The 20,013-nt window shown below is 36.8% G+C and carries 22 protein-coding genes; 18 read left to right on the forward strand and 4 right to left on the reverse strand.

The genetic code is table 11. The annotated features are described in order from the left end of the window. Positions 1–3: 3 nt before the first annotated feature. Positions 4–537, reverse strand: a complete 534-nt coding sequence (locus tag DZB84_RS00670) for a YceI family protein (RefSeq protein WP_116350326.1) — start codon at positions 535–537, stop codon at positions 4–6. Between the two features lie 235 nt (positions 538–772). On the opposite strand from DZB84_RS00670, the gene DZB84_RS00675 reads away from it, so the two are divergent. After that, the gene (locus DZB84_RS00675; protein ID WP_116350327.1) at positions 773–2,110 is read left to right on the forward strand and encodes a hemolysin family protein; all 1,338 of its coding nucleotides are present in this window, start codon (positions 773–775) and stop codon (positions 2,108–2,110) included. Positions 2,111–2,148: 38 nt separating this feature from the next. Here DZB84_RS00675 and DZB84_RS00680 read toward each other — a convergent pair whose 3' ends face one another. Further along, the gene (locus tag DZB84_RS00680) at positions 2,149–3,492 is read right to left on the reverse strand and encodes a sodium-dependent transporter (protein ID WP_116350328.1); all 1,344 of its coding nucleotides are present in this window, start codon (positions 3,490–3,492) and stop codon (positions 2,149–2,151) included. Positions 3,493–3,802: 310 nt separating this feature from the next. Here DZB84_RS00680 and DZB84_RS00685 point away from each other — a divergent pair, with 310 nt between their 5' ends. Genes DZB84_RS00685 through DZB84_RS00695 form a run of 3 tightly spaced genes read left to right on the forward strand, consistent with a single transcriptional unit; the run spans position 3,803 to position 6,635 of the window. After that, positions 3,803–4,816 (forward strand): ABC transporter substrate-binding protein, encoded by a 1,014-nt coding sequence (locus tag DZB84_RS00685; protein ID WP_116350329.1) that lies wholly within the window; start codon positions 3,803–3,805, stop codon positions 4,814–4,816. A gap of 18 nt (positions 4,817–4,834) precedes the next feature. Continuing rightward, a complete protein-coding gene (locus DZB84_RS00690) occupies positions 4,835–5,866 on the forward strand; it encodes an ABC transporter permease (protein WP_116350330.1) in 1,032 nt (343 codons plus the stop codon). Next, positions 5,841–6,635: an ABC transporter ATP-binding protein gene (locus tag DZB84_RS00695; protein ID WP_116350331.1), complete on the forward strand. Its 795-nt coding sequence runs from the start codon at positions 5,841–5,843 to the stop codon at positions 6,633–6,635. Before DZB84_RS00690 ends, DZB84_RS00695 begins: the two co-directional genes overlap by 26 nt. A gap of 88 nt (positions 6,636–6,723) precedes the next feature. On the opposite strand, the gene DZB84_RS00700 is transcribed toward DZB84_RS00695, so the two are convergent. After that, complete coding sequence (locus DZB84_RS00700; protein ID WP_116350332.1) at positions 6,724–6,924, reverse strand: hypothetical protein; 201 nt, start codon at positions 6,922–6,924, stop codon at positions 6,724–6,726. Positions 6,925–7,103: 179 nt separating this feature from the next. Between DZB84_RS00700 and DZB84_RS00705 the strand changes: the two genes are divergently transcribed. From DZB84_RS00705 to DZB84_RS00715, 3 genes are all read left to right on the forward strand, one after another. After that, positions 7,104–7,322, forward strand: coding sequence for a hypothetical protein (locus tag DZB84_RS00705; RefSeq protein WP_116350333.1), 219 nt, complete (start codon positions 7,104–7,106; stop codon positions 7,320–7,322). Positions 7,323–7,477: 155 nt separating this feature from the next. Continuing rightward, positions 7,478–7,771: a DUF6509 family protein gene (locus tag DZB84_RS00710; RefSeq protein ID WP_116350334.1), complete on the forward strand. Its 294-nt coding sequence runs from the start codon at positions 7,478–7,480 to the stop codon at positions 7,769–7,771. An 88-nt stretch (positions 7,772–7,859) separates the two neighbouring features. Further along, the gene (locus tag DZB84_RS00715) at positions 7,860–8,792 is read left to right on the forward strand and encodes a manganese-dependent inorganic pyrophosphatase (protein WP_116350335.1); all 933 of its coding nucleotides are present in this window, start codon (positions 7,860–7,862) and stop codon (positions 8,790–8,792) included. Positions 8,793–8,839: 47 nt separating this feature from the next. On the opposite strand, the gene DZB84_RS00720 is transcribed toward DZB84_RS00715, so the two are convergent. Then, positions 8,840–9,430 carry a guanylate kinase gene (locus DZB84_RS00720; RefSeq protein ID WP_116350336.1) on the reverse strand — a complete coding sequence of 197 codons (591 nt, stop codon included), beginning with the start codon at positions 9,428–9,430 and terminating at the stop codon, positions 8,840–8,842. Positions 9,431–9,738: 308 nt separating this feature from the next. On the opposite strand from DZB84_RS00720, the gene desA reads away from it, so the two are divergent. The 11 genes from desA to hutH all read left to right on the forward strand — a co-directional run bounded on the left by desA (position 9,739) and on the right by hutH (position 20,001). Then, positions 9,739–10,776 carry a Delta(5) desaturase DesA gene (gene desA / locus DZB84_RS00725; protein ID WP_116350337.1) on the forward strand — a complete coding sequence of 346 codons (1,038 nt, stop codon included), beginning with the start codon at positions 9,739–9,741 and terminating at the stop codon, positions 10,774–10,776. A gap of 68 nt (positions 10,777–10,844) precedes the next feature. After that, positions 10,845–11,978 (forward strand): sensor histidine kinase, encoded by a 1,134-nt coding sequence (locus DZB84_RS00730; RefSeq protein ID WP_116350338.1) that lies wholly within the window; start codon positions 10,845–10,847, stop codon positions 11,976–11,978. Further along, entirely contained in the window at positions 11,975–12,574 is a 600-nt protein-coding gene (locus DZB84_RS00735) for a response regulator transcription factor (RefSeq protein ID WP_116350339.1), read from the forward strand. The genes DZB84_RS00730 and DZB84_RS00735 overlap by 4 nt, the downstream gene beginning before the upstream one ends. An 84-nt stretch (positions 12,575–12,658) precedes the next feature. Further along, complete coding sequence (tatA, locus tag DZB84_RS00740; protein ID WP_309534441.1) at positions 12,659–12,832, forward strand: twin-arginine translocase TatA/TatE family subunit; 174 nt, start codon at positions 12,659–12,661, stop codon at positions 12,830–12,832. A gap of 268 nt (positions 12,833–13,100) precedes the next feature. Beyond that, entirely contained in the window at positions 13,101–15,227 is a 2,127-nt protein-coding gene (locus DZB84_RS00745; protein ID WP_116350341.1) for a YhgE/Pip domain-containing protein, read from the forward strand. A gap of 106 nt (positions 15,228–15,333) precedes the next feature. Next, positions 15,334–16,173 (forward strand): aldo/keto reductase, encoded by an 840-nt coding sequence (locus tag DZB84_RS00750; protein WP_116350342.1) that lies wholly within the window; start codon positions 15,334–15,336, stop codon positions 16,171–16,173. A 169-nt stretch (positions 16,174–16,342) separates the two neighbouring features. Continuing rightward, entirely contained in the window at positions 16,343–16,828 is a 486-nt protein-coding gene (locus tag DZB84_RS00755; protein WP_116350343.1) for a DinB family protein, read from the forward strand. Between the two features lie 62 nt (positions 16,829–16,890). Further along, positions 16,891–17,340: a MaoC family dehydratase N-terminal domain-containing protein gene (locus DZB84_RS00760; protein WP_116350344.1), complete on the forward strand. Its 450-nt coding sequence runs from the start codon at positions 16,891–16,893 to the stop codon at positions 17,338–17,340. Further along, on the forward strand, positions 17,337–17,741 hold the full coding sequence (locus DZB84_RS00765) for a MaoC/PaaZ C-terminal domain-containing protein (protein ID WP_116350345.1): 405 nt from the start codon (positions 17,337–17,339) through the stop codon (positions 17,739–17,741). Before DZB84_RS00760 ends, DZB84_RS00765 begins: the two co-directional genes overlap by 4 nt. Positions 17,742–17,897: 156 nt before the next feature. Further along, positions 17,898–18,335, forward strand: a complete 438-nt coding sequence (gene hutP, locus DZB84_RS00770; protein WP_116350346.1) for a histidine utilization transcription antiterminator HutP — start codon at positions 17,898–17,900, stop codon at positions 18,333–18,335. A gap of 148 nt (positions 18,336–18,483) precedes the next feature. After that, positions 18,484–20,001 (forward strand): histidine ammonia-lyase, encoded by a 1,518-nt coding sequence (hutH, locus tag DZB84_RS00775; protein ID WP_116350347.1) that lies wholly within the window; start codon positions 18,484–18,486, stop codon positions 19,999–20,001. Positions 20,002–20,013 lie beyond the last annotated feature (12 nt).

Raw genomic sequence — 20,013 nt, forward strand, 5'->3', positions numbered from 1 at the left:
GGTTTATTCAGCTTTTGCTGCTTCAATTTCGATTGAAATTTTTACTTGGTCTCCAACTAGAACGCCACCAGTTTCAAGTGCTGCATTCCAGACTAAACCATAATCACTTCGATTTAGGCTGCCAGTTGCGCTGAATCCAGCTTTTTCATTTCCCCAAGGATCTTTTCCTGCACCTTCAAAAACAACTTGGAATGTTTCAGGTTTTGTTGTGCCACGGATTGTTAAATCACCCGTTACATCGTATTCACCATTATCCGTTTTAACAATCGATGTTGATTTGAACGTCATTGATGGATGGTTTTCAACATCAAAGAAGTCAGCTGAACGAAGGTGGTTATCGCGATCTTCATTCTTTGTGTTAATACTTGTAAGGTCGATTTTAAATTCAATATTTGCTGTTGTTAGGTCAGCTGGATCTGCTTCAATTGTAGCTTCAAAGTTCTCGAATGAACCTTTTACCTTTGCAATCATCATGTGTTTTACTGAAAAATCAATACTGCTGTGTGATGCATCTACTGCCCATTTAGTATTTGCCATTTTTAATTCCTCCATAAAAATATTATTTTACTATCATTTATCTCGAATTCAAGATATCTTACTTTAAGACAAATTATAATGGTGATTTTTGTTAATGTCAACATAAATGTAAAAAAAATTTAAGCATGATTCCCACCAGATTTCGTATCTCATAGTAAAATAAGCATAATGGGAATAAGAGAAGGGGAATTTAATAAAATGATGTTCGTTCTTTTGATCATTGGAGGTATATATTATGGTAGTTGAGATTTTAATCCTTGTCATTTTAATTTTGTTGAATTCATTTTTTGCGGCTTCAGAAATGGCAATGGTTTCATTAAATGACAACAAAGTAAAAATGATGGCTGACAGTGGGGATAAAAAAGCAATTTTATTACATAGACTTCTGTCAAATCCGAGTCGGTTTTTAGCGACCATTCAAATCGGAATTACTTTAGCCGGCTTTCTTGCCAGTGCTTTTGCAGCCGGAAGCTTTGCTACTTACTTAACAAACTGGCTTGTAGACATTGGTGTTCCGGTGGCACCCAGTATTATTGATTCTCTTTCTGTGATAATCATTACACTTATTTTATCCTACTTCACATTAGTAATAGGTGAATTAGTACCGAAGAGGCTTGCCCTACAGAAGGCAGAGGAAATCTCCTTAATTGCTGCAAGGCCATTAACGATTTTATCAAAAGTAACCTCACCGTTTGTAAAGTTATTAACGTTATCAACGAATGGACTCGTACGATTATTTGGAGTCGATCCAAATGCGGATGATGAAAATGTAACTGAAGAAGAAATTCGAATGATGGTTGATGTAGGAAAAGAAAGAGGGACTATACAAGAATCTGAAAAATTTATGATCAATAATATTTTTGAATTTGATAATAAAACCGTTTCAGACATCATGACACATCGGACGAACATTATTGCAATCCCACTTGATTACACATTAAAAGAAATCATTCATCTAGTTACAGTGGAGAAATATACACGATTTCCCGTATATGATGAAAGTATTGATCAAATTGTGGGAATCTTACATTCAAAAGAGCTGATAAAATTCGTTGATGATTGTGATGACATTGCTTTTAACTTAAAAGACTTACTAAGAGATCCTTATTTTGTTTTAGAATCAAAGCATACTAATGAATTATTTAAGGAAATGCAAAAAAACAATATCCATATGGCCATTGTGATTGATGAATATGGTGGGACAGATGGGATTGTTACAATTGAGGATTTAATTGAAGAAATTGTTGGGAATATATTTGACGAGTACGATGAATACACCATTGAGGACGAAGAATATATCCAGCTTGATGAAAATACTTATTCTATGGCTGGGACAATTAATTTATATGAAGTTGAGGATCTTTTGAAAATTGACTTTCCAACAGATGAATATGATACTTTAAGTGGTTTTGTAATTGGCCAGTTAGGGTATATTCCTTCAGGGGATGTACATCCACAAATTGACTACAAAAATCATACATTTAAAGTAATCGAAATGGATGAAAAACGAATTATGAGAATAAAGGTTATGAAAAATGCAGCTCCATCTGAAATCGAAGAAGAACAAGAGTAAGACTAAAGGGTGTTCCAAATAAAACTGGAACACCCTTTTTAAATAACACCTAAACTATCCAAGAAAACTATTGCAATCACAACCGGCACCACATATCGAATGAGAAAGAACCAAGTCTTTAACAGAGAAATGTGAATGCTACTGCCCATTTGCATTTCTTTATAAAGAATTGTACGTGGAAATTTAAACGAAATAAAAAGAGATATAAAGAAAGCTCCAATCGGTAATAGAATATTACTTACAAGGTAATCTGCAAGGTCAAAAATAGATTTTCCAAATAAATGAACATCACTAAGTACCCCGTAAGAAAGAGCCGATGGAACGCCCACTAAAAAAATAATAAGCCCTGACATCCATGCGTAAAACTTTCGCTTTTGAACATTACCTTTAGTTAAAATCGCTACTATTAATTCAAGCATTGAAAATGCCGAGGTGAGTGTAGCAAATAAAAATAAGAGAAGGAAAGCAACTAAAAAGAGCATTCCAAATGGCATGTTGTTAAAAACAGTCGGTAGTACATTAAATAAAAGAACAGGTCCTGCGTCCGGCTCTAAGTCAAAAGCAAACACCGCTGGAAAAATGGCCAATCCAGCTAAAAGGGTTACAAGTATATTTAATAACACAATTGAAAACGCGGACTGTACCAAATCTTCCTTTTTCGAAAGATAAGAACTATAGGTTAACATCGTACTGGCACCAACACTAAGGGCGAAAAAAGATTGACCTAATGCAAATAGAATCGTTTCGGAAGTTAAAGAAGAAAGGGAAGGCTTCAAAATAAACAAAATTCCCTCAAGTGAGTTTTCAAGAGTAATCGAGCGTATGATAATGATTAAAAATAGGATGAAAAGTGCTGGCATCATCCATTTACTTGCTTTTTCGATCCCAGATTGGACCCCTTTAGCAACTACAATAATTGTAATGAACATAAATACAAGTTGCGCAAATATTACGAGGAAGGGATTTGAAATTGTTTCTCCAAAATAACGTCCATACTCTGTTTCCGTTAAACCGTTCAATCTTCCTATACTTCCGCTAACCAAATAAATTAAGATCCAGCCACCCACCACACTATAAAATGAGAGTAATATAGCGTTAGTAAAGAAACCTAAACGGCCAACGATGTGCCAATTTGTTTTTGGAGCCAATTCTTTAAAGGCTTCTATAGCGTTTTTTTGTGTGCTTCTGCCAATTACAAATTCAGCTAATAAAAGTGGTAAACCGATTAATAGGGTGAAAATAAGAAAAATAATGAAAAAAATGCCGCCACCACTAGTACCAGCCACATAAGGGAATTTCCAAATAGCCCCTAATCCAATAGCAGATCCTGCAGCAGCTAAAATAAAGCTAATTTTTGAAGACCATTGTTCAGATTGCTTCAAGCAAATACCCCCATCACAACTTCATATTTTTTAGTCTTTGTTAACAAAAAAAATTAAAACGTATTATCACAGGAAAACAAAAATTTGTATTTTGCTTTACAAAAAAAATATAACCTGAAAGTGTAAAATGTTCAGAAAATAATTGACGCAATGTACCTAGAGTGATAATATAACGATTAAACAATGACATACATTAACGCTTTTTTGCTTTACTGCAGTAAAATGAATGTGCGCAAAAAACATTATTCTAGTAAAGTAATAGAATACTAGAATAAACAAAAAGTGTAAAGAAAATTAAGGGGGATTATGCATGAAAAGTTCAAGTAAATTTGTAGGAGTGTTATTGGCTGGTTTTCTTGCTTTAGCAGGTTGTGCTTCGTCAGATGACACATCAGGCGATGCGGGAGGAAACAATGACAAAGAGCAGGTTGTAGTTGGTATTTCACAATATGCACCACACACATCATTAGATGCAGCGACTGAAGGCTTCATTAAGGCATTAGAAGATGAAGGATTTAAAGAAGGCGAAAATTTAAAAATTGATTCCCAAAATGCACAAGGAGAGCAAAGTAATACTGCAACAATTGCCCAAAACCTTGTAGGGAACAAAGTAGATTTGATTTTTGCGAACGCAACACCAAGTGCAATGGCTGCACTTAATGCAACAAGTGACATTCCAATTATTTTCACTTCTGTCACAGATCCAGTTGGTGCTGGCTTAGTAGAATCATTTGACAAGCCAGGTGACAACATTACGGGTACAACAGATAATCATCCAGATGCTACAAAAACAACAATCAACTTTATAACAGAGGAAATGGGAGCAAAGAAGATTGGTGTTATCTATAACTCTGGTGAACAAAATTCTGTCGTTCAGGTTGAGCAGGTAAAAGAGTTTGCTGAACAAGGTGGTGCGGAATTAGTTGAAGTTTCCGTTTCTACAACTGCTGAAGTAAAGCAAGCGGCTGAAAGCTTAGTTGGGCGTGTAGATGCCATTTATATTCCAACTGATAACACTGCAGTTCAAGCGTTAGATTCTATTATTTCAGTGGCAAATGAAAAAGATATTCCATTATTCGTTGGTGAGCTTGACTCAATGAAAGCAGGGGGATTTGCTGCAAGCGGATTTGAATACTATGATATTGGATATCAATCTGGACTAATGGCTGCTAAGATTCTAAAAGGTGAGAAGAAGGCTTCTGAAATTCCAGTTGAACTTCCTGATAGCCTACAGCTTTTCATTAACAAAAAAGCAGCGGAAGAACAAGGTATTGAAATTAAACCTGAATGGGAAAAGATTGCTGAGATCTACGAAGGGCAATAAAAGAAAGGATGATTCAACATGTTTACGGCATTATTTGGGGCATTTGAATCAGGAATCATCTATGCAATCATGGCAATTGGTGTTTACCTGTCCTTCCGTATACTAGATTTTCCAGACTTGACGGTTGACGGCAGCTTCGTTACAGGAGCTGCTGTTTCCGCCATTTTGATCACAAATGGAGTAAATCCTTTTATCGCAACTCTTCTAGCACTTGTTGCTGGTTTTATTGCAGGTAGTATCACAGGATTACTACACACGGTTGGAAAAATAAATGCATTACTATCTGGTATTTTGATGATGATCGCCCTATATTCAATAAATTTACGAATAATGGGGAAATCAAATGTCTCATTATTAAATATTGATACCACTTTTACAAACGTATCAGGAGTATCGGCTTCATCAGGATTAGATTCATTTTTTAATTCTGTATTATCAGCAATTGGTTTAGGTAATAGCCTGCCTAAAACATGGGGTATCTTGCTATTCATGATTGTTGTTACATTTGTCATAAAATTATTGATTGACCTCTTCTTACGTACGGAAATTGGTCTTGCAGTTAGAGCAACGGGAGATAATAAAAAGATGATTTCCAGCTTTTCTGCTAATACAAACTTAATGACAATCCTTGGACTAGGTCTATCTAATGCCCTTGTAGCATTTTCGGGATCATTGATCGCGCAACAAGGTGGATTTGCTGATGTCGGAATGGGTATAGGGATGATCGTAATTGGCTTAGCTTCCGTTATAATTGGTGAGGCCTTATTTGGTGCCAAAACGATTGCAAGGGCAACACTTGCAGTTATTGGGGGAGCTATCATTTATCGTATCGTTGTTTCGCTTGCGTTACGTGTGGAGTTCCTACAGCCAGGAGATATGAAATTAATTACAGCGATTATCGTAATCATTGCGCTTGTCCTTCCTAAAATACTCGAAGGAACAAAAGAAAAAAGCAGAAGAGCGAAACGACAACAACAACTAGTTCAAATGAATAGTGTACCTTCAGAAAGAAAGGGTGAGTCAAGTGCTACACTTAAATCAAATTCATAAAATCTTTAATGAAGGTACACCTGATGAAAAGATTGCCCTTGATTGGACCAATTTACACTTAAAAGAAGGCGACTTTGTGACTGTCATTGGTAGTAATGGTGCCGGTAAATCTACGTTAATGAATGTAATATCCGGTGTGCTCATTCCTGATGCAGGTGCTGTTGAAATTGCTGGGAAAGATGTTACATTTTTACCTGAACATAAACGCGCTAAGCTAATCGGGCGTGTATTCCAGGACCCAATGGCGGGTACTGCACCAAACATGACCATTGAGGAAAACCTAGCCATGGCATACTCACGAAATAAGACTCGTAACTTGCGTAAAGGGGTTACTAAGAAACGTAAGGACTACTTTAAAGAAGTTCTAGAAACCCTTAACCTTGGGTTAGAGAATCGACTTTCTGCTAAGGTAGGCTTATTATCTGGGGGAGAGCGCCAAGCACTATCACTTTTAATGGCGACATTTACAGAGCCTTCTATTTTGTTACTTGATGAACATACGGCAGCACTTGACCCAGCACGTGCTGACTTGATCACAAACTTAACAAAAGAAATCGTGCAGAAATACAACCTAACTACATTAATGGTCACACATAATATGCAACAAGCCCTTGATTTAGGGAACCGTCTGATTATGATGGATAAGGGACAAATTATTTTAGAAGTAGATGAACAGGAAAAAACAAATTTGACTGTTGATCGACTGCTAGAAGAGTTCCAAAGAATTAGGGGTGCAAAGCTGACAAATGACCGTGCATTACTTTCATAAACTAATACCTCAATCAGTATAGGTTTGATGCCCAATTACGTGCAGGTTAAATAAAAAAACGGCCGCTTTATCACGAAGCGGTCGTTTTTTACGATGTTGAACGATTTTCGACAAGCTGTTGCTTTTCTCTTTCCGTTTCAATCGCAGTTACAATATATGCAAATCCGTTTAATACAAAAATAACCACATTTGATTGTACTCGTTCTGTTTCCCCTAAATACGTATTCATCAAAATAATGCCGGAGTAAAGTACGACAAAAAATAATGCCATTCTATTCATTACTGCCATTCGACGACAACTCCTTTGCGACTGGGATTATTATTATTCTATTTGGATTCGGTGTGTCCTATGAATTAAAATCCCATTAATCCATGTTAAAAATAGATAAATGTCCTGTCATACGCGTCCAATCAAGTCGTTCACTTTCCCATATTTTAATGTATAAGCTTGAAGGGAGTGAAACCGACATGAGTGAAAATAGAAGTGAAAATAGAAGACGCCAAGTAATCAATGCAGACAGAGTAATTATCAATGCTGATGAGGTAATTATCATTGAAACAAATGACAAAAGAAGACATAAAAGACGTGACTTTGATGATGTAGGTGGTGTTGAAGACCACAGACGTAATCACGATCATGAAGAAGGTGCTCAAGAAAATGAGCGCAGAAGAATGTTTCCATGGTAGTTTTTAAGAATCATATGGGTGTTCCAAAACTTTGGAATACCTTTTTTAGTTGTATTGAAAATTTAGTCTTAAGATGAGAAACTTTTTCACGGATCAGGAAAGAATGTGTATAATAGGTACGGATTGTAATCATTAAGAAGGGTGGCAATATAAGGATGAATATTACCGGATATTCGGTCGAAAAATTAAATGATCCAACGGGAATCTTAGAAGGTGATCGCTATGAGTTCTTTTTGGATATCGAAGTTCCAGTGGATGATGAACTATATTCTGAAAATGGAATAGAATTAAAAGTGATTTATGCAGTGGATCAGAAGGGAGAACGAATTGCCCAATATTATTTTTACGAAAGAGGTACTGAAAAAGTACTTGATTTTGAGCTTGAAGAAGATGAAGAAATAGCCGTGAATATGTTTTGTAAAGAACATTTAGAAGATGAAAATGAATAAATATGTCCAAAATTGTTTAATCCATTCCAATCTTTGTGTAAAATGAGAGAGTACATCATACATATTAAGCAATAAGGAGTAATGCAAAATGGAAAAAGTACTAGTTTTTGGCCACAAGAATCCAGATACTGATACCATCTGTTCAGCAATTGCATATGCAGAACTAAAAAAGAATCTAGGTTTAGATGCTGAGCCTGTGCGCTTAGGTGAAGTAAACAGTGAAACCGAATACGCATTGAATTATTTTAAAGCTGAAGCACCACGTTTAGTGGAAAATGTAGGTAATGAAGTTCAATCGGTTATTTTAGTGGACCACAACGAACGTCAACAGAGTGCAGACGGACTAGAAAATGTAAAAATCAAAGAAGTAATCGACCATCACCGTGTTGCTAACTTCGAAACAAGTGATCCATTGTATTTCCGTGTAGAGCCAGTTGGTTGTACAGCAACTATACTTAACAAGCTATATAAAGAAAACAATGTTGAAATTAAAAAAGAGATTGCTGGCTTGATGCTATCAGCGATCATCTCTGACTCCCTATTATTCAAATCACCAACGTGTACGGATGAAGATGTTCAAGCAGCACGTGAATTAGCAGAAATCGCAGGTGTTGACGCTGAAAGCTATGGTCTTGAAATGTTAAAAGCCGGTGCAAATGTTAGTGATAAAACGGCCGAACAATTGGTTTCATTAGATTCAAAAGAATTCTCAATGAATGAAAACAAAGTTCAAATTGCTCAAGTAAACGTAGTTGATCCAAAGGACGTACTTTCAAGACAAAGCGAGCTTGAAGAAGTAATGAATCAACAAATCAATGATAACGGACTTGATTTATTCTTACTTGTTATTACTGATATTTTGAACAATGACTCTGTTGGACTTGCGGTGGGTGAGAAAACAACTGCAGTAGAAAAAGCATTTAATGTTACACTTCTAAACAAAACAGCAGAATTAAAAGGTGTGGTTTCTCGTAAGAAACAGGTTGTACCAGTACTTACAGAAGCATTTAATAGTCTATAATCATAATTTTAATGCCCCAAGAGTTTCTTCGCTTGGGGCATTACATGTTAATAGTCATCAGCAATTAGCTGTCGATCTAGATAAGTTTCAATCATTTCACTAATCTGATAAGAGACTTGAGGTAGGTCGTAGTTTTCAAAGATGTGCTCACATGAAGTTTTATAATCCATTGTTTCATCATAATGGTTCATATGCCTTTCAATATCTTCAACACTATCCCCGCGTTCTTTTTGGCGTTCATGTACCGTATCGCGATCAGCATACACAAAAATTCGGATCGCTTTATCTCCATACATTTGCTTCAATAGGTCAGCCCCTTCTGGGTTGAGTGTTAAGTAAACCACCTTATACTTCTTAAAGATGTTTACTATGTCAATTTCACGTATTCCATAAAAGTGTCCATCAATCTCAACACTCTCTAGAAATTCATTTTGCTGCATCATTTGTTGAAAGGTTTCTTTACTTACAAAGTGGTAATCTTCTCCGTTGTTTTCAAAAGGGCGGGGGCTTCGAGTTGTGAATGAGGGAACGGTTTGCATATCAAATGCAGTAGCAACCATTTTGCCTAATGTTTTTCTACCAGAACCATCTGGACCGGTATAAATAAATATCCTCTCTTTGTCTTTTAATTTGTACATAGATTTCCTCCTTTTAGAAAAAAATTTCACAAGAGTATTAGTTTAAATATTCTGTTTTTTAATTATAGCATAAAAATTGGAGTTTAGCCCATTTAGAATGTTAATTTTTTGTATATTTTAAATATTTGTAACGACATATGACATTTATCATGTAATTCACATGACACCTATGTCTAGTGGAAATCTTTTTTCTCCTATAACATTAAAAATGTAAAAAACACTTGTTGACATTTTGTCAGCAAAATACCTTATTATTTTTAAATTCAAATTAAAAAATATGAAACGAGAAAAAAGAAAGGAAAGATGATATGAACAAATTAGATCAGCGAAGTTTACGAAAACAAGTTGCACCATTTGAAAAGTCAAACTTTAAGGCTAGTCTTTTTCAGCTTTTCAACACATTAATTCCCTATCTTGGATTATGGGTACTTGCATATTATTCATTAAATATTTCTTATGTCTTGACATTTGTATTTGGAGTGATTGCAGCAGGGTTTCTTGTTAGGATGTTTATCATTTTCCATGACTGTTGCCATCATTCATTCTTTAAAAATCGGAAGGCAAATAAAATCATTGGTACCATCTTTGGGATCTTAACATTATTTCCTTATAGTAAATGGGGACATGACCATTCCGTCCATCATGCCACTAGCTCAAATTTAGATAAACGTGGAACGGGTGATATTTGGGTAATGACGGTTGCAGAGTACATGGAAGCATCTACTTGGAAGCGTCTTTGCTACAGAATTTACCGTAATCCGTTTGTTATGTTTATTTTAGGACCAATTTTTGTGTTCTTAATTGAAAATCGTTTTAACAGAAGAAAAGCGAGAAAAAATGAACGTCTCAACACCTATATAACGAATGTAGGAATCGTAGGTCTGGCCACTATTTTATGTTGGACAATTGGCTGGCAGTCGTTTCTAATTGTTCAAGGAACGATTTTTATGGTTTCTGGAATTGCAGGTGTATGGTTATTTTATGTTCAGCATACATTTGAAGATTCCTATTTTGAGGAAGATGAAAATTGGGAATATGTAAAGGCTGCCGTAGAAGGTAGTTCGTTTTATAAGCTTCCCAAACCATTACAGTGGTTAACAGGAAATATCGGCTATCACCATGTGCATCACCTCAGTCCGCGAGTTCCGAATTACAAGCTTGAAGAAGTGCACAACCAGACAGCTCCACTACAGCATGTACCAACGATTACGTTAAAAACAAGCTTAAAATCACTTAAATTCCGATTATGGGATGAAGACGAAAAAGTTTTTGTAGGCTATGGTAAAATAAAAGAAATGGTTGCAGACCAAAAGAATGTAAAAGAAATTCCCAGCTTAGAAAAATAAGCTGGGTTTTCCTGTAGGTTAATATGATATGATACAGAATAATCACGAATAAAATGAGGGTATATCCTATGAAGAAATATTCACTTTTTCAAAAATGGTCAGGAGTCTCACCTTATATTTGGGCAGTCATGAGTATACTACCGTTTTATTTTATCTTTCAATCATCATCGACACCTGAAATTATCGCTGGACTTATCCTAACGGTCATTTTCTTTCTTTCATTAAGATTTGCTTTTATCTCGAAAACATGGCCCGTTTATTTATGGACTTCAATCTTAATTGGTATTTCGTTAACCATGTCCATACTTTTTGCCTTTATTTATTTTGCTTTCTATATTGCATATTACAATGGACATATTAAAAATCGGGTTGCTTTCTTAACGTTATACATCATACACCTTATAGCCACAACATTCTCGATCAATTATAATCTCGTGATTCAGGATGAGGTGTTTATAACCCAATTGCCATTTAACATCATTATTTGGATTAGCGTTATTCTGTTGCCTTTTAATATTTATAATAAAAAGAAACAAGAGAAGTTAGAAGAACAACTTGAGGATGCTAACAAACGAATTGCCGAATTGGTAAAACAAGAAGAACGGCAAAGAATTGCACGTGACCTACATGATACATTAGGACAAAAACTCTCCATGATTGGTCTAAAAAGTGACTTAGCAAGGAAACTCATACAAAAAGATCCAGATAAAGCACGACATGAATTAATCGATGTCCAGCAAACCGCAAGGACAGCATTAAATGAAGTTCGAAAAATGGTATCCCAAATGAGGGGTATTCGTATTAGTGAAGAAATTGCCCGTGTAAAAGAAATACTGCGTGCAGCTGATATTGAATTTAAGTATATAGTGAATGAATCGTTAAAGGATATATCATTATTCTACGAGAATATCATTAGTATGTTAATAAAAGAGGCAATTAACAATGTGGTGAAACATAGTAAAGCAACTCAGTGTACAATAGAAATCACCCAGTTTGAAGAAGAGATCCGATTAGTGATTAAGGACAATGGGATTGGGATCATTCCAGATAAAGATGTGAACGATGGTCATGGATTACAAGGAATGAGGGAACGTTTAGAATTTGTAAATGGAAGCCTCGATATTAGAACGAATGATGGAACAACGTTAATCATTCATATTCCAAATGTACGTAAACAGGTCGAAGTGGAGGGACTCTTATGATTCGAATCGTAATTGCGGAAGACCAAAGAATGGTCCTCGGGGCACTAGGCTCACTTTTAAACTTAGAGGATGATATGGAAGTAGTTGGTATGGCTAATAATGGGCAGGAAGCGATTTCGCTTGTAAAGGAGCTTCAACCTGATATTTGTATGATGGATATTGAGATGCCTTTGAAAACAGGACTTGAAGCTGCTGAGGAGCTTAAAAAAACGGACTGTAAAGTAATCATTTTAACTACTTTCGCCCGCACTGGATATTTTCAACGTGCACTAAAAGCTGGTGTGAAGGGTTACCTCTTAAAAGACAGTCCTAGTGACGAATTGGCTGATTCGATTCGTAGTGTGATGAGTGGTAAACGTGTATATGCTCCTGAATTAATGGATGATTTATATGCTGATGAAAACCCGTTAACGGATCGTGAACTTGAAGTACTCGAACTTGTTGCTGATGGGAAAAATACGAAGGAAATTGCCGACGAGCTGCGAATTAAAACTGGCACTGTCCGAAATTATATTTCTACTATTTTAGACAAGCTTGAAGTGAAGAATCGTATTGAAGCAATCACACAGTCAAAAGAAAAAGGTTGGTTTAAGTAGGAGAACTAAAAAATTGAATTGAAAAAATAACATAAGAGGAATAAAATAAGGTTGCAATACATTTCGTTTTAGGGTGGAATGATTATGGGAAACCTTGGTTTCGGAGAATTATTATTAATTATCTTTTTTGCGTTGCTTGTATTCGGACCTAAAAAATTGCCTGAGCTCGGAAAGGCAGCTGGAACAACACTTCGAGAATTTAAAAAGGCTACAAAAGGCATCCTTGAGGATGACGATATTGAAACAAAATCAAAATAAGAACTGGATTTAGAGAGGGAGTGAACCTCTCTTTTTTATTGCAAAGAAATGTATGATGTTTTGTTCTAGTACTTTCAAATTCTTTTTACTCCTACATCCCCAAAAGGACTACAACCATTGTTATCCTCTCTATACTCCATTTTTCGTAATTTTACATCCTGAACAAGTTTTTGCTATTTTTTACTAATAATTCGTAATATTATGAGTATTAGAAAGAGGTAATGAATGGTCGTTCAGTTTTTCGGTAAATTGAATTGGAGGTTGAACAATGAATTTGAAGCAATTGCTTTCTAGCGAATTCGGAAAATTAAAAGCGAATAAGGCGATTCTTGTATCCGTAGTTGCCGCATTATTAGTTCCCATTGTATATGCAGGCATTTTATTATCAGCGACATGGGGGCCTTATGACCATTTATCCAACTTGCCAGTGGCCTTTGTGAACAATGACAAAGGTGCAGTGTCAGGAGATGAACCGATAAATGTAGGAGATGATTTAGTAGACGAACTTAAAGCGGGTGAAGATTTAGGGTGGGATTTTGTAACTTCCACTGAAGCAATGAAAGGACTCCAAAACAATGATTACTATATGGTCATTGTTATTCCGGAGGATTTCTCAAATCGAGTAACAACAGTCATGGAACCTGCCCCTACAAAACTTGAGTTAGAGTATATTCAAAACCAAGGCTTGAACTTTTTGGCTTCACAGGTGACCAATAGTGCAATCGAAAAAATTCGAGAAAAATTGGCAAATAAGATTACTGCTGAATATACCTCGCAAGTATTTGCAAGTCTTGATGAGGTAGCAGACGGATTCGAAAAAGCAGCAGATGGCTCAAAGCAGCTAGCTGATGGTACAACACAGCTACATAATGGAACTGCACAATTAAACACATCCGTTACAGCAAAAATGGGTGATATTACAAAATTAGCTGATGGCACTCAAGAATTAAAAACTGGAACGGCCTTACTATTGCAAACTCTCAAGGAGAAGTCAGGAGATATTTCGAAGCTTTCAGATGGCTCAAAGGAGCTTCATGCAGGTACTGTCACATTAAAAGATGGCACTAACCAGATATTTGATGGTTTAGTCCAGGCTGAAAAAGGGAGTGAGGATCTCAAAACAGGAATTGATAGACGACTCGTTCCAGGAAGCAAAAAAGTAGCAGATGGTACAGTTGCTGTTCGTGATGGTTCAGGGCAACTCGCGGCGGGAGCAAAGGAGTTAATTGAGGGATTGGAACAGTATCGGATGGTTAATCCGACCGTACGAGTTGGCCCATATTATCAGCAGATTATCGATGGCGCTAAGCAAATCTCTGAAGGTTTAGATAAGTTATCTGTATCGTCTGAAGGATTAGCGGATGGAGCTAATCAAATAGCAGTTGGCTTACGTGACAGTATTTCACCTGGGATTGATCGACTCCACACGGGGTTAAACAAACTTGTTGAAGGTCAGCAGCAGGTGGTGGCTGGAGCAACACAATTAGAAGCTGGTGCTAGACAACTAGCCGATGGAAATACACAAGTAAGAAGTGGGTGGAGTGAATTAACAAATGGGGTAGCAGCCCTAGACAATGGAGCTTCCCAAATTTCCTACGGTAATATGGCTGTTAAGGAAGGGTGGCAAACATTAGCAACGGGAACTACAGAATTGAATAATGGAGCAAAACAAATCAATGAAGGTAGTGAAGAGTTAGCTACCGGTTTAAGAGATGGAGCAGAAAAAACGAGCAATATCAACACGGGGCAAAAAAATGTTGAAATGTTCTCTTCACCTGTTGAACTCACAAATGGAAAAGTGAATGGATACGAGTATTATCGTGACTCAACTGCACCTTATATCATTACACTTGGATTATTTGTGGGAATATTAATCATGTCGTTGTTTATTGATTTTCAGAAACCGGCAAATGTCTCAGGCATGACATGGTTTATTGTAAAATTCGCAAAGCTTGCATCATTAGCAATTGCTCAAGCGGTTCTTTTATTATTTGTCGTTTTGCTCATCCTACAACTAAGTGTGTCAAATCTCTTTGGATTCATTATTTTCACAATGCTTACGAGTATCGTCTTTTCAGCTATTGTCATGTTCCTTACAGCGATTGGAGGAAATATCGGACGTTTTGTTGCCCTTGCTTTAGTCGTTCTACAGTTATCAACTACAGGGGCAAACTTACCCATTGAAATGCTCCCTGATGGATTAAGGGCATTAAGCAGCTACCTACCATTCACGTATTCTATCGAAGGTTTAAAATCACTCATTACCCTCAATGATTTTGGTAACGGAATGTTTAATCTAGCCATTTTACTTGGCTATGCAGTAATAGCAGTTACTTTAACATTGACAGTATCCTTTATTAAATATCGTAAAGAACGCCAATACTGGGAAGTGTAATTAACTCGAACATGTGCTGTCAAAAGCACATGTTTCTTATTTGAAAAATTGTTAATCGTGTGAGAAACTATTAATGGTAAATCTTTCAATTACGAGGAGGATACATATGGTAAAAAGTCTTCAAGATACAACGACCCTTCATAATGGTGTCAAAATGCCATGGTTTGGCCTAGGAGTTTTTAAAGTGCAAGAGGGGCAAGAAGTCATTGATTCTGTAAAATGGGCAATCAAGCACGGCTATATAAGTATAGATACGGCTGCTGTCTATAAAAATGAAGAAGGTGTAGGACAGGCTATTCGAGAGTCCGGTATTAACAGAGATGAGTTGTTTGTTACATCTAAGGTCTGGAACAGTGACCAAGGCTATGAATCTACACTACAAGCATTTGAAACAAGCCTACAAAAACTAGGTCTTGACTACTTAGACTTATATCTCATCCACTGGCCAGGTAAAGACAAGTATATTGAAACATGGCATGCCCTTGAAAAGCTATACAAGGACGGACGTGTACGCGCGATTGGCGTAAGTAATTTCCATGTTCATCATCTTGAAAATCTTATCAAAAATTCTGAGATTAAGCCTATGGTAAACCAAGTTGAATACCATCCACATCTGACACAGACAGAATTACATGAATTCTGTAAAAAAGAAGGAATTCAATTAGAAGCGTGGTCTCCACTTAAGCGCGGTGAATTACTAAATGATCCAACTCTTGTAGGAATTAGCCAAAAATACAATAAATCCGTTGCACAGGTTATTTTACGCTGGGATCTTCAAAACGAAGTTGTAACCATTCCAAAATCGATTAAAGAACAACGAATTCAAGAAAATGCGGATGTCTTTGACTTTGAACTTACACAAGAAGACATGGAAAAAATCAGTGCACTAAATAAAAATGACAGAATCGGTTCAAATCCAGATACAAATATGACTGATTTTGTGTGATTACCAATTTAAGCCATACGGATTAATTCCGTGTGGCTTTTTTGATTAAAGAAGTGATGTATAAAGGAGGAAATCATCCTTTATTTGTTGAATTGGTAATATTTACGAATAAATATTTTTATAGTTTATTAACAGTTCAATAATTTTCTAGAAACGGGAGGTCGCTTTCGTGCAAATGTTTTTTAAATATAACTGGATGGTAAGAGAAGAGTGGTATCGTTGGTGTGAAGAATTAAGTGATGAGGAACTTCTGCAAAATCGAACGGGTGGAGTGGGGTGTATATTGCATACACTCTTCCATATTGTTGATGTCGAGTGGAGCTGGATACGTCTTATACAAGGTAAACCGGACTTTCAAGAGAGTTTCAATGATTATAATAGCTTAATTAAGATTCGAGAATTAGATGCCAAACTGCATGTTGAGGTAGAAAGATTCGTAAACAACTGGGATTCGAACATGGAAAATCGTTTATTTTACGATACACTACCTGACGGAAAAATTATAACGGATACCTGGGGGGAAATCGTGCGACATATCATTGCCCATGAAATTCACCATGTCGGACAATTATCCATTTGGGCAAGGGAAATCGGAAAAAAGCCTATTTCTGCAAACGTCATCGGTCGAGGTCTTTCCTCTTATTCAAATACCTAATTCAAATTTAAATTTGGTTTTTAGGTTTATTTATAATCCAAGAGTTTAAAGGGGTGTTGTATATGTATAAAGATTTTATCGGTAAACAATCAGCAAAAGTAAAAAATGTCGTGGAAAGAGGAGCGGTCAAAAAATTTGCAGAGGCAATTGGTGACCCTCATCCCATATTTATGGATGAAGAGTTTGGAAAAGCGTCTAGATATAAAACAAATATTGCTCCCCCGACATTTCCTCGAGTATTTGAATTCGGAAAGATTGAGGGGTTCGTTTTACCTGAAAAAGGACTCATCCATGGTGAACAGATTTACAATTATGAAAGACCTTTATTAGTAGGAGAAGAGATTTATTGTTACACAAAGGTAGAAAAATACGTGGAGAAAAAAGGTTCTACAGGGTCAATGGGCTTTTTAACCATTAGTGAAAATGGGGAGGACTTAAATGGGGATCTGATTTTTACTTCTAAGCTTGTGGTTATTATTACAGAAGCGGTTAGAAAGGGGATGTTGACATGAGTACGTTAACGGAAATTGAAATTGGTTCATCGTTAGAAAGCATACAGCTTCCTGCTGTTTCGAGAATGGACTTAATTAAATATTCTGGTGCTTCCGGCGATTACAATCCAATACATACCATTGATGATGAAGCACTGAAAGCCGGGTTACCTGGTGTGATTGCACATGGCATGTGGACAATGGGGAACCTTGCAAAGCTTTTTACACCATTCTATGAAGAAGGCTTTATCAAAACCTATAACATCCGCTTTCGTAACATGGTTTTTTTAGAAGACATCATTACGCTGAAAGCCTCAGTGAAAAGGAAGGACGGAAACGAACTGATTTTTGATGTTGCTGCAGTAAACCAACATGAAAAAGATGTGATCAAGGGTAGTATCGTGTTTCAAAAATATGCTTAAACCTATTATTCATTTAATTCGACTTTAACATGGTAGATTACTACTATAGTAATATACTAAAATTTACCAAATTCATTGACAATTGGATTGGCTGACCATTACAATAAAAGTAGTTAATAGATATTAGGAAAATTCAGAAACTAGAGGTTCTTAGTTATGAGTCAAAAAATAGCAATTGGTAAAATTGCTGTACTACTTGCAACCTTAACCGAAGATGAAATGGAAGCTTTTTCTCTTTCATTACAGGATATTAAATACTGTCAAGGAAAAGTTGGTTCGATGAATATGCAGAAGGTGATCGCTGCTGTTGAAACAGCTGCTAAGCGTCATGGTCTTATTCACGAGTCACAATACCGTGAAACTCATGCGTTGTACCACGCAATTATCGAGGGAATCGAAGGAGTTACCAGGGGGCAAACGGCGATCGGGGAAATCAGTCGTACTGTTGGTCTTCGTTTTGCAATCGTTCGAGGGACACCTTATACAAACGAGGAAGAAGGCGAATGGATTGCAGTAGCCTTTTATGGAACAATCGGTGCTCCTATTAAAGGTCTCGAACACGAAACAATTGGTCTCGGAATCAATCATATTTAAAACTATAATACTTGTTTACATTGCCTATAGTCCTTTAGTCAATAGGAGGCGATGATGGTATCTCTATACCATTATCGCCTCTTTTCTTATTTTCATGACTCATTTACTAGAACAAGTAACGGACACATAAATAGTTAGGAGGTTGCGTATGGTTGAGTTAACAGGACAGTCGTTAACGTTAGAACAAGTCAAACGGATTTGTTATGACTTTGAACAAGTAACAATAAGCAAGCAATCGCTTCAAAAAGTAGAACAGAGCCGCAAAGCGGTTGAGAAAATTGTGACTGATAAAAAGACTATTTACGGAATTAATACGGGATTTGGTAAGTTTAGTGATGTCATCATTGCCGATGATGATGTAAATGATCTACAGCTTAATTTAATTCGCTCCCATGCCTGTGGAGTTGGCGAACCTTTCCCTGAAGTTGTTTCACGCGCCATGGTTTTACTCCGGTTGAATGCACTACTGAAAGGTTTTTCGGGGAACCGTCCTGTCATTGCTGAAAGTCTAGTAACTTTATTAAACATGAAAATACATCCAGTTATTCCACAGCAGGGTTCACTTGGGGCTTCTGGAGATTTAGCGCCCCTCTCACATTTAGCCTTTGTTCTCCTTGGAGAAGGAAAAGTCCATTACAATGGAAAGATTTTCCCGACAAAGGATGTTTTGTTAAAAGAGGGTATTCAGCCAGTTGTTCTGCAGGCGAAAGAAGGTCTTGCACTCATTAATGGTACCCAAGCAATGACTGCAATGGGTGTGGTGAATTGGTTAGAAGCCACACAACTAGCCCTACAAAGTGAAATGATTGCAGCATTAACACTTGAGGGACTTGAAGGAATTATTGATGCCTTTCATCCAGCTATACATGAGGCACGTGGATATCAACAGCAAATAGATGTTGCAAAAAGAATTCGTGACCTCTTATCAGGAAGTCAATTGATTACAAGACAAGGAGAAAAGCGAGTGCAGGATGCCTATTCATTACGTTGCATTCCACAGGTGCATGGAGCTTCCTGGCAGGCATTAGACTATGTAAAAGAAAAACTAGAAATTGAAATGAATGCTGCCACGGATAACCCGTTAATTTTTGATGATGGCAACTTGGTAATTTCAGGAGGAAACTTCCATGGGCAGCCAATCGCCATTGCGATGGATTTTATGAAAATTGCAGTTGCGGAGTTTGCGAGTATTTCTGAGCGTCGGATTGAAAGACTGGTGAACCCACAGCTAAATGATTTGCCACCATTTTTAAGTGCTCAACCTGGTTTACAATCGGGGGCAATGATTATGCAGTATGTGGCTGCATCACTCGTATCTGAGAATAAAACACTCGCACACCCTGCAAGTGTTGACTCCATACCATCTTCAGCCAACCAAGAGGATCATGTGAGTATGGGGACTATCGGGTCACGCCATGCCTATCAAATTATACAGAATGTACGACGAGTATTAGCGATTGAATGTATTTGTGCTTTGCAGGCAGTCGAATATCGTGGCACACATAAAATGGCACCAGCTACTCAAGCCTTTTTTGAGGAAGCAAGAAAGATTGTTCCATCGATAACTGAAGACCGCATTTTTGCTGAAGATATAGAGAAGGTAACGGAATGGCTTAAAAAAAATAATCTAGTGTGGACAGCCAATCTAGAACTAATTGGAAATTAACTTTGAAAGGGG

Source organism: Bacillus sp. HNG (genome assembly GCF_003400205.1).
Taxonomy (GTDB): domain Bacteria; phylum Bacillota; class Bacilli; order Bacillales; family Bacillaceae_L; genus Ferdinandcohnia.

What these genes read in the sequence shown, in the direction of transcription:
- DZB84_RS00670 (WP_116350326.1), bottom strand. Translation starts at nt 537, where the DNA reads ATGGCAAATACTAAATGGGCAGTAGATGCATCACACAGCAGTATTGAT.
- DZB84_RS00675 (WP_116350327.1), top strand. Translation starts at nt 773, where the DNA reads ATGGTAGTTGAGATTTTAATCCTTGTCATTTTAATTTTGTTGAATTCA.
- DZB84_RS00685 (WP_116350329.1), top strand. Translation starts at nt 3,803, where the DNA reads ATGAAAAGTTCAAGTAAATTTGTAGGAGTGTTATTGGCTGGTTTTCTT.
- DZB84_RS00690 (WP_116350330.1), top strand. Translation starts at nt 4,835, where the DNA reads ATGTTTACGGCATTATTTGGGGCATTTGAATCAGGAATCATCTATGCA.
- DZB84_RS00700 (WP_116350332.1), bottom strand. Translation starts at nt 6,924, where the DNA reads ATGGCAGTAATGAATAGAATGGCATTATTTTTTGTCGTACTTTACTCC.
- DZB84_RS00705 (WP_116350333.1), top strand. Translation starts at nt 7,104, where the DNA reads ATGAGTGAAAATAGAAGTGAAAATAGAAGACGCCAAGTAATCAATGCA.
- DZB84_RS00710 (WP_116350334.1), top strand. Translation starts at nt 7,478, where the DNA reads ATGAATATTACCGGATATTCGGTCGAAAAATTAAATGATCCAACGGGA.
- DZB84_RS00715 (WP_116350335.1), top strand. Translation starts at nt 7,860, where the DNA reads ATGGAAAAAGTACTAGTTTTTGGCCACAAGAATCCAGATACTGATACC.
- DZB84_RS00720 (WP_116350336.1), bottom strand. Translation starts at nt 9,430, where the DNA reads ATGTACAAATTAAAAGACAAAGAGAGGATATTTATTTATACCGGTCCA.
- desA (WP_116350337.1), top strand. Translation starts at nt 9,739, where the DNA reads ATGAACAAATTAGATCAGCGAAGTTTACGAAAACAAGTTGCACCATTT.
- DZB84_RS00730 (WP_116350338.1), top strand. Translation starts at nt 10,845, where the DNA reads ATGAAGAAATATTCACTTTTTCAAAAATGGTCAGGAGTCTCACCTTAT.
- DZB84_RS00735 (WP_116350339.1), top strand. Translation starts at nt 11,975, where the DNA reads ATGATTCGAATCGTAATTGCGGAAGACCAAAGAATGGTCCTCGGGGCA.
- tatA (WP_309534441.1), top strand. Translation starts at nt 12,659, where the DNA reads ATGGGAAACCTTGGTTTCGGAGAATTATTATTAATTATCTTTTTTGCG.
- DZB84_RS00745 (WP_116350341.1), top strand. Translation starts at nt 13,101, where the DNA reads ATGAATTTGAAGCAATTGCTTTCTAGCGAATTCGGAAAATTAAAAGCG.
- DZB84_RS00750 (WP_116350342.1), top strand. Translation starts at nt 15,334, where the DNA reads ATGGTAAAAAGTCTTCAAGATACAACGACCCTTCATAATGGTGTCAAA.
- DZB84_RS00760 (WP_116350344.1), top strand. Translation starts at nt 16,891, where the DNA reads ATGTATAAAGATTTTATCGGTAAACAATCAGCAAAAGTAAAAAATGTC.
- DZB84_RS00765 (WP_116350345.1), top strand. Translation starts at nt 17,337, where the DNA reads ATGAGTACGTTAACGGAAATTGAAATTGGTTCATCGTTAGAAAGCATA.
- hutP (WP_116350346.1), top strand. Translation starts at nt 17,898, where the DNA reads ATGAGTCAAAAAATAGCAATTGGTAAAATTGCTGTACTACTTGCAACC.
- hutH (WP_116350347.1), top strand. Translation starts at nt 18,484, where the DNA reads ATGGTTGAGTTAACAGGACAGTCGTTAACGTTAGAACAAGTCAAACGG.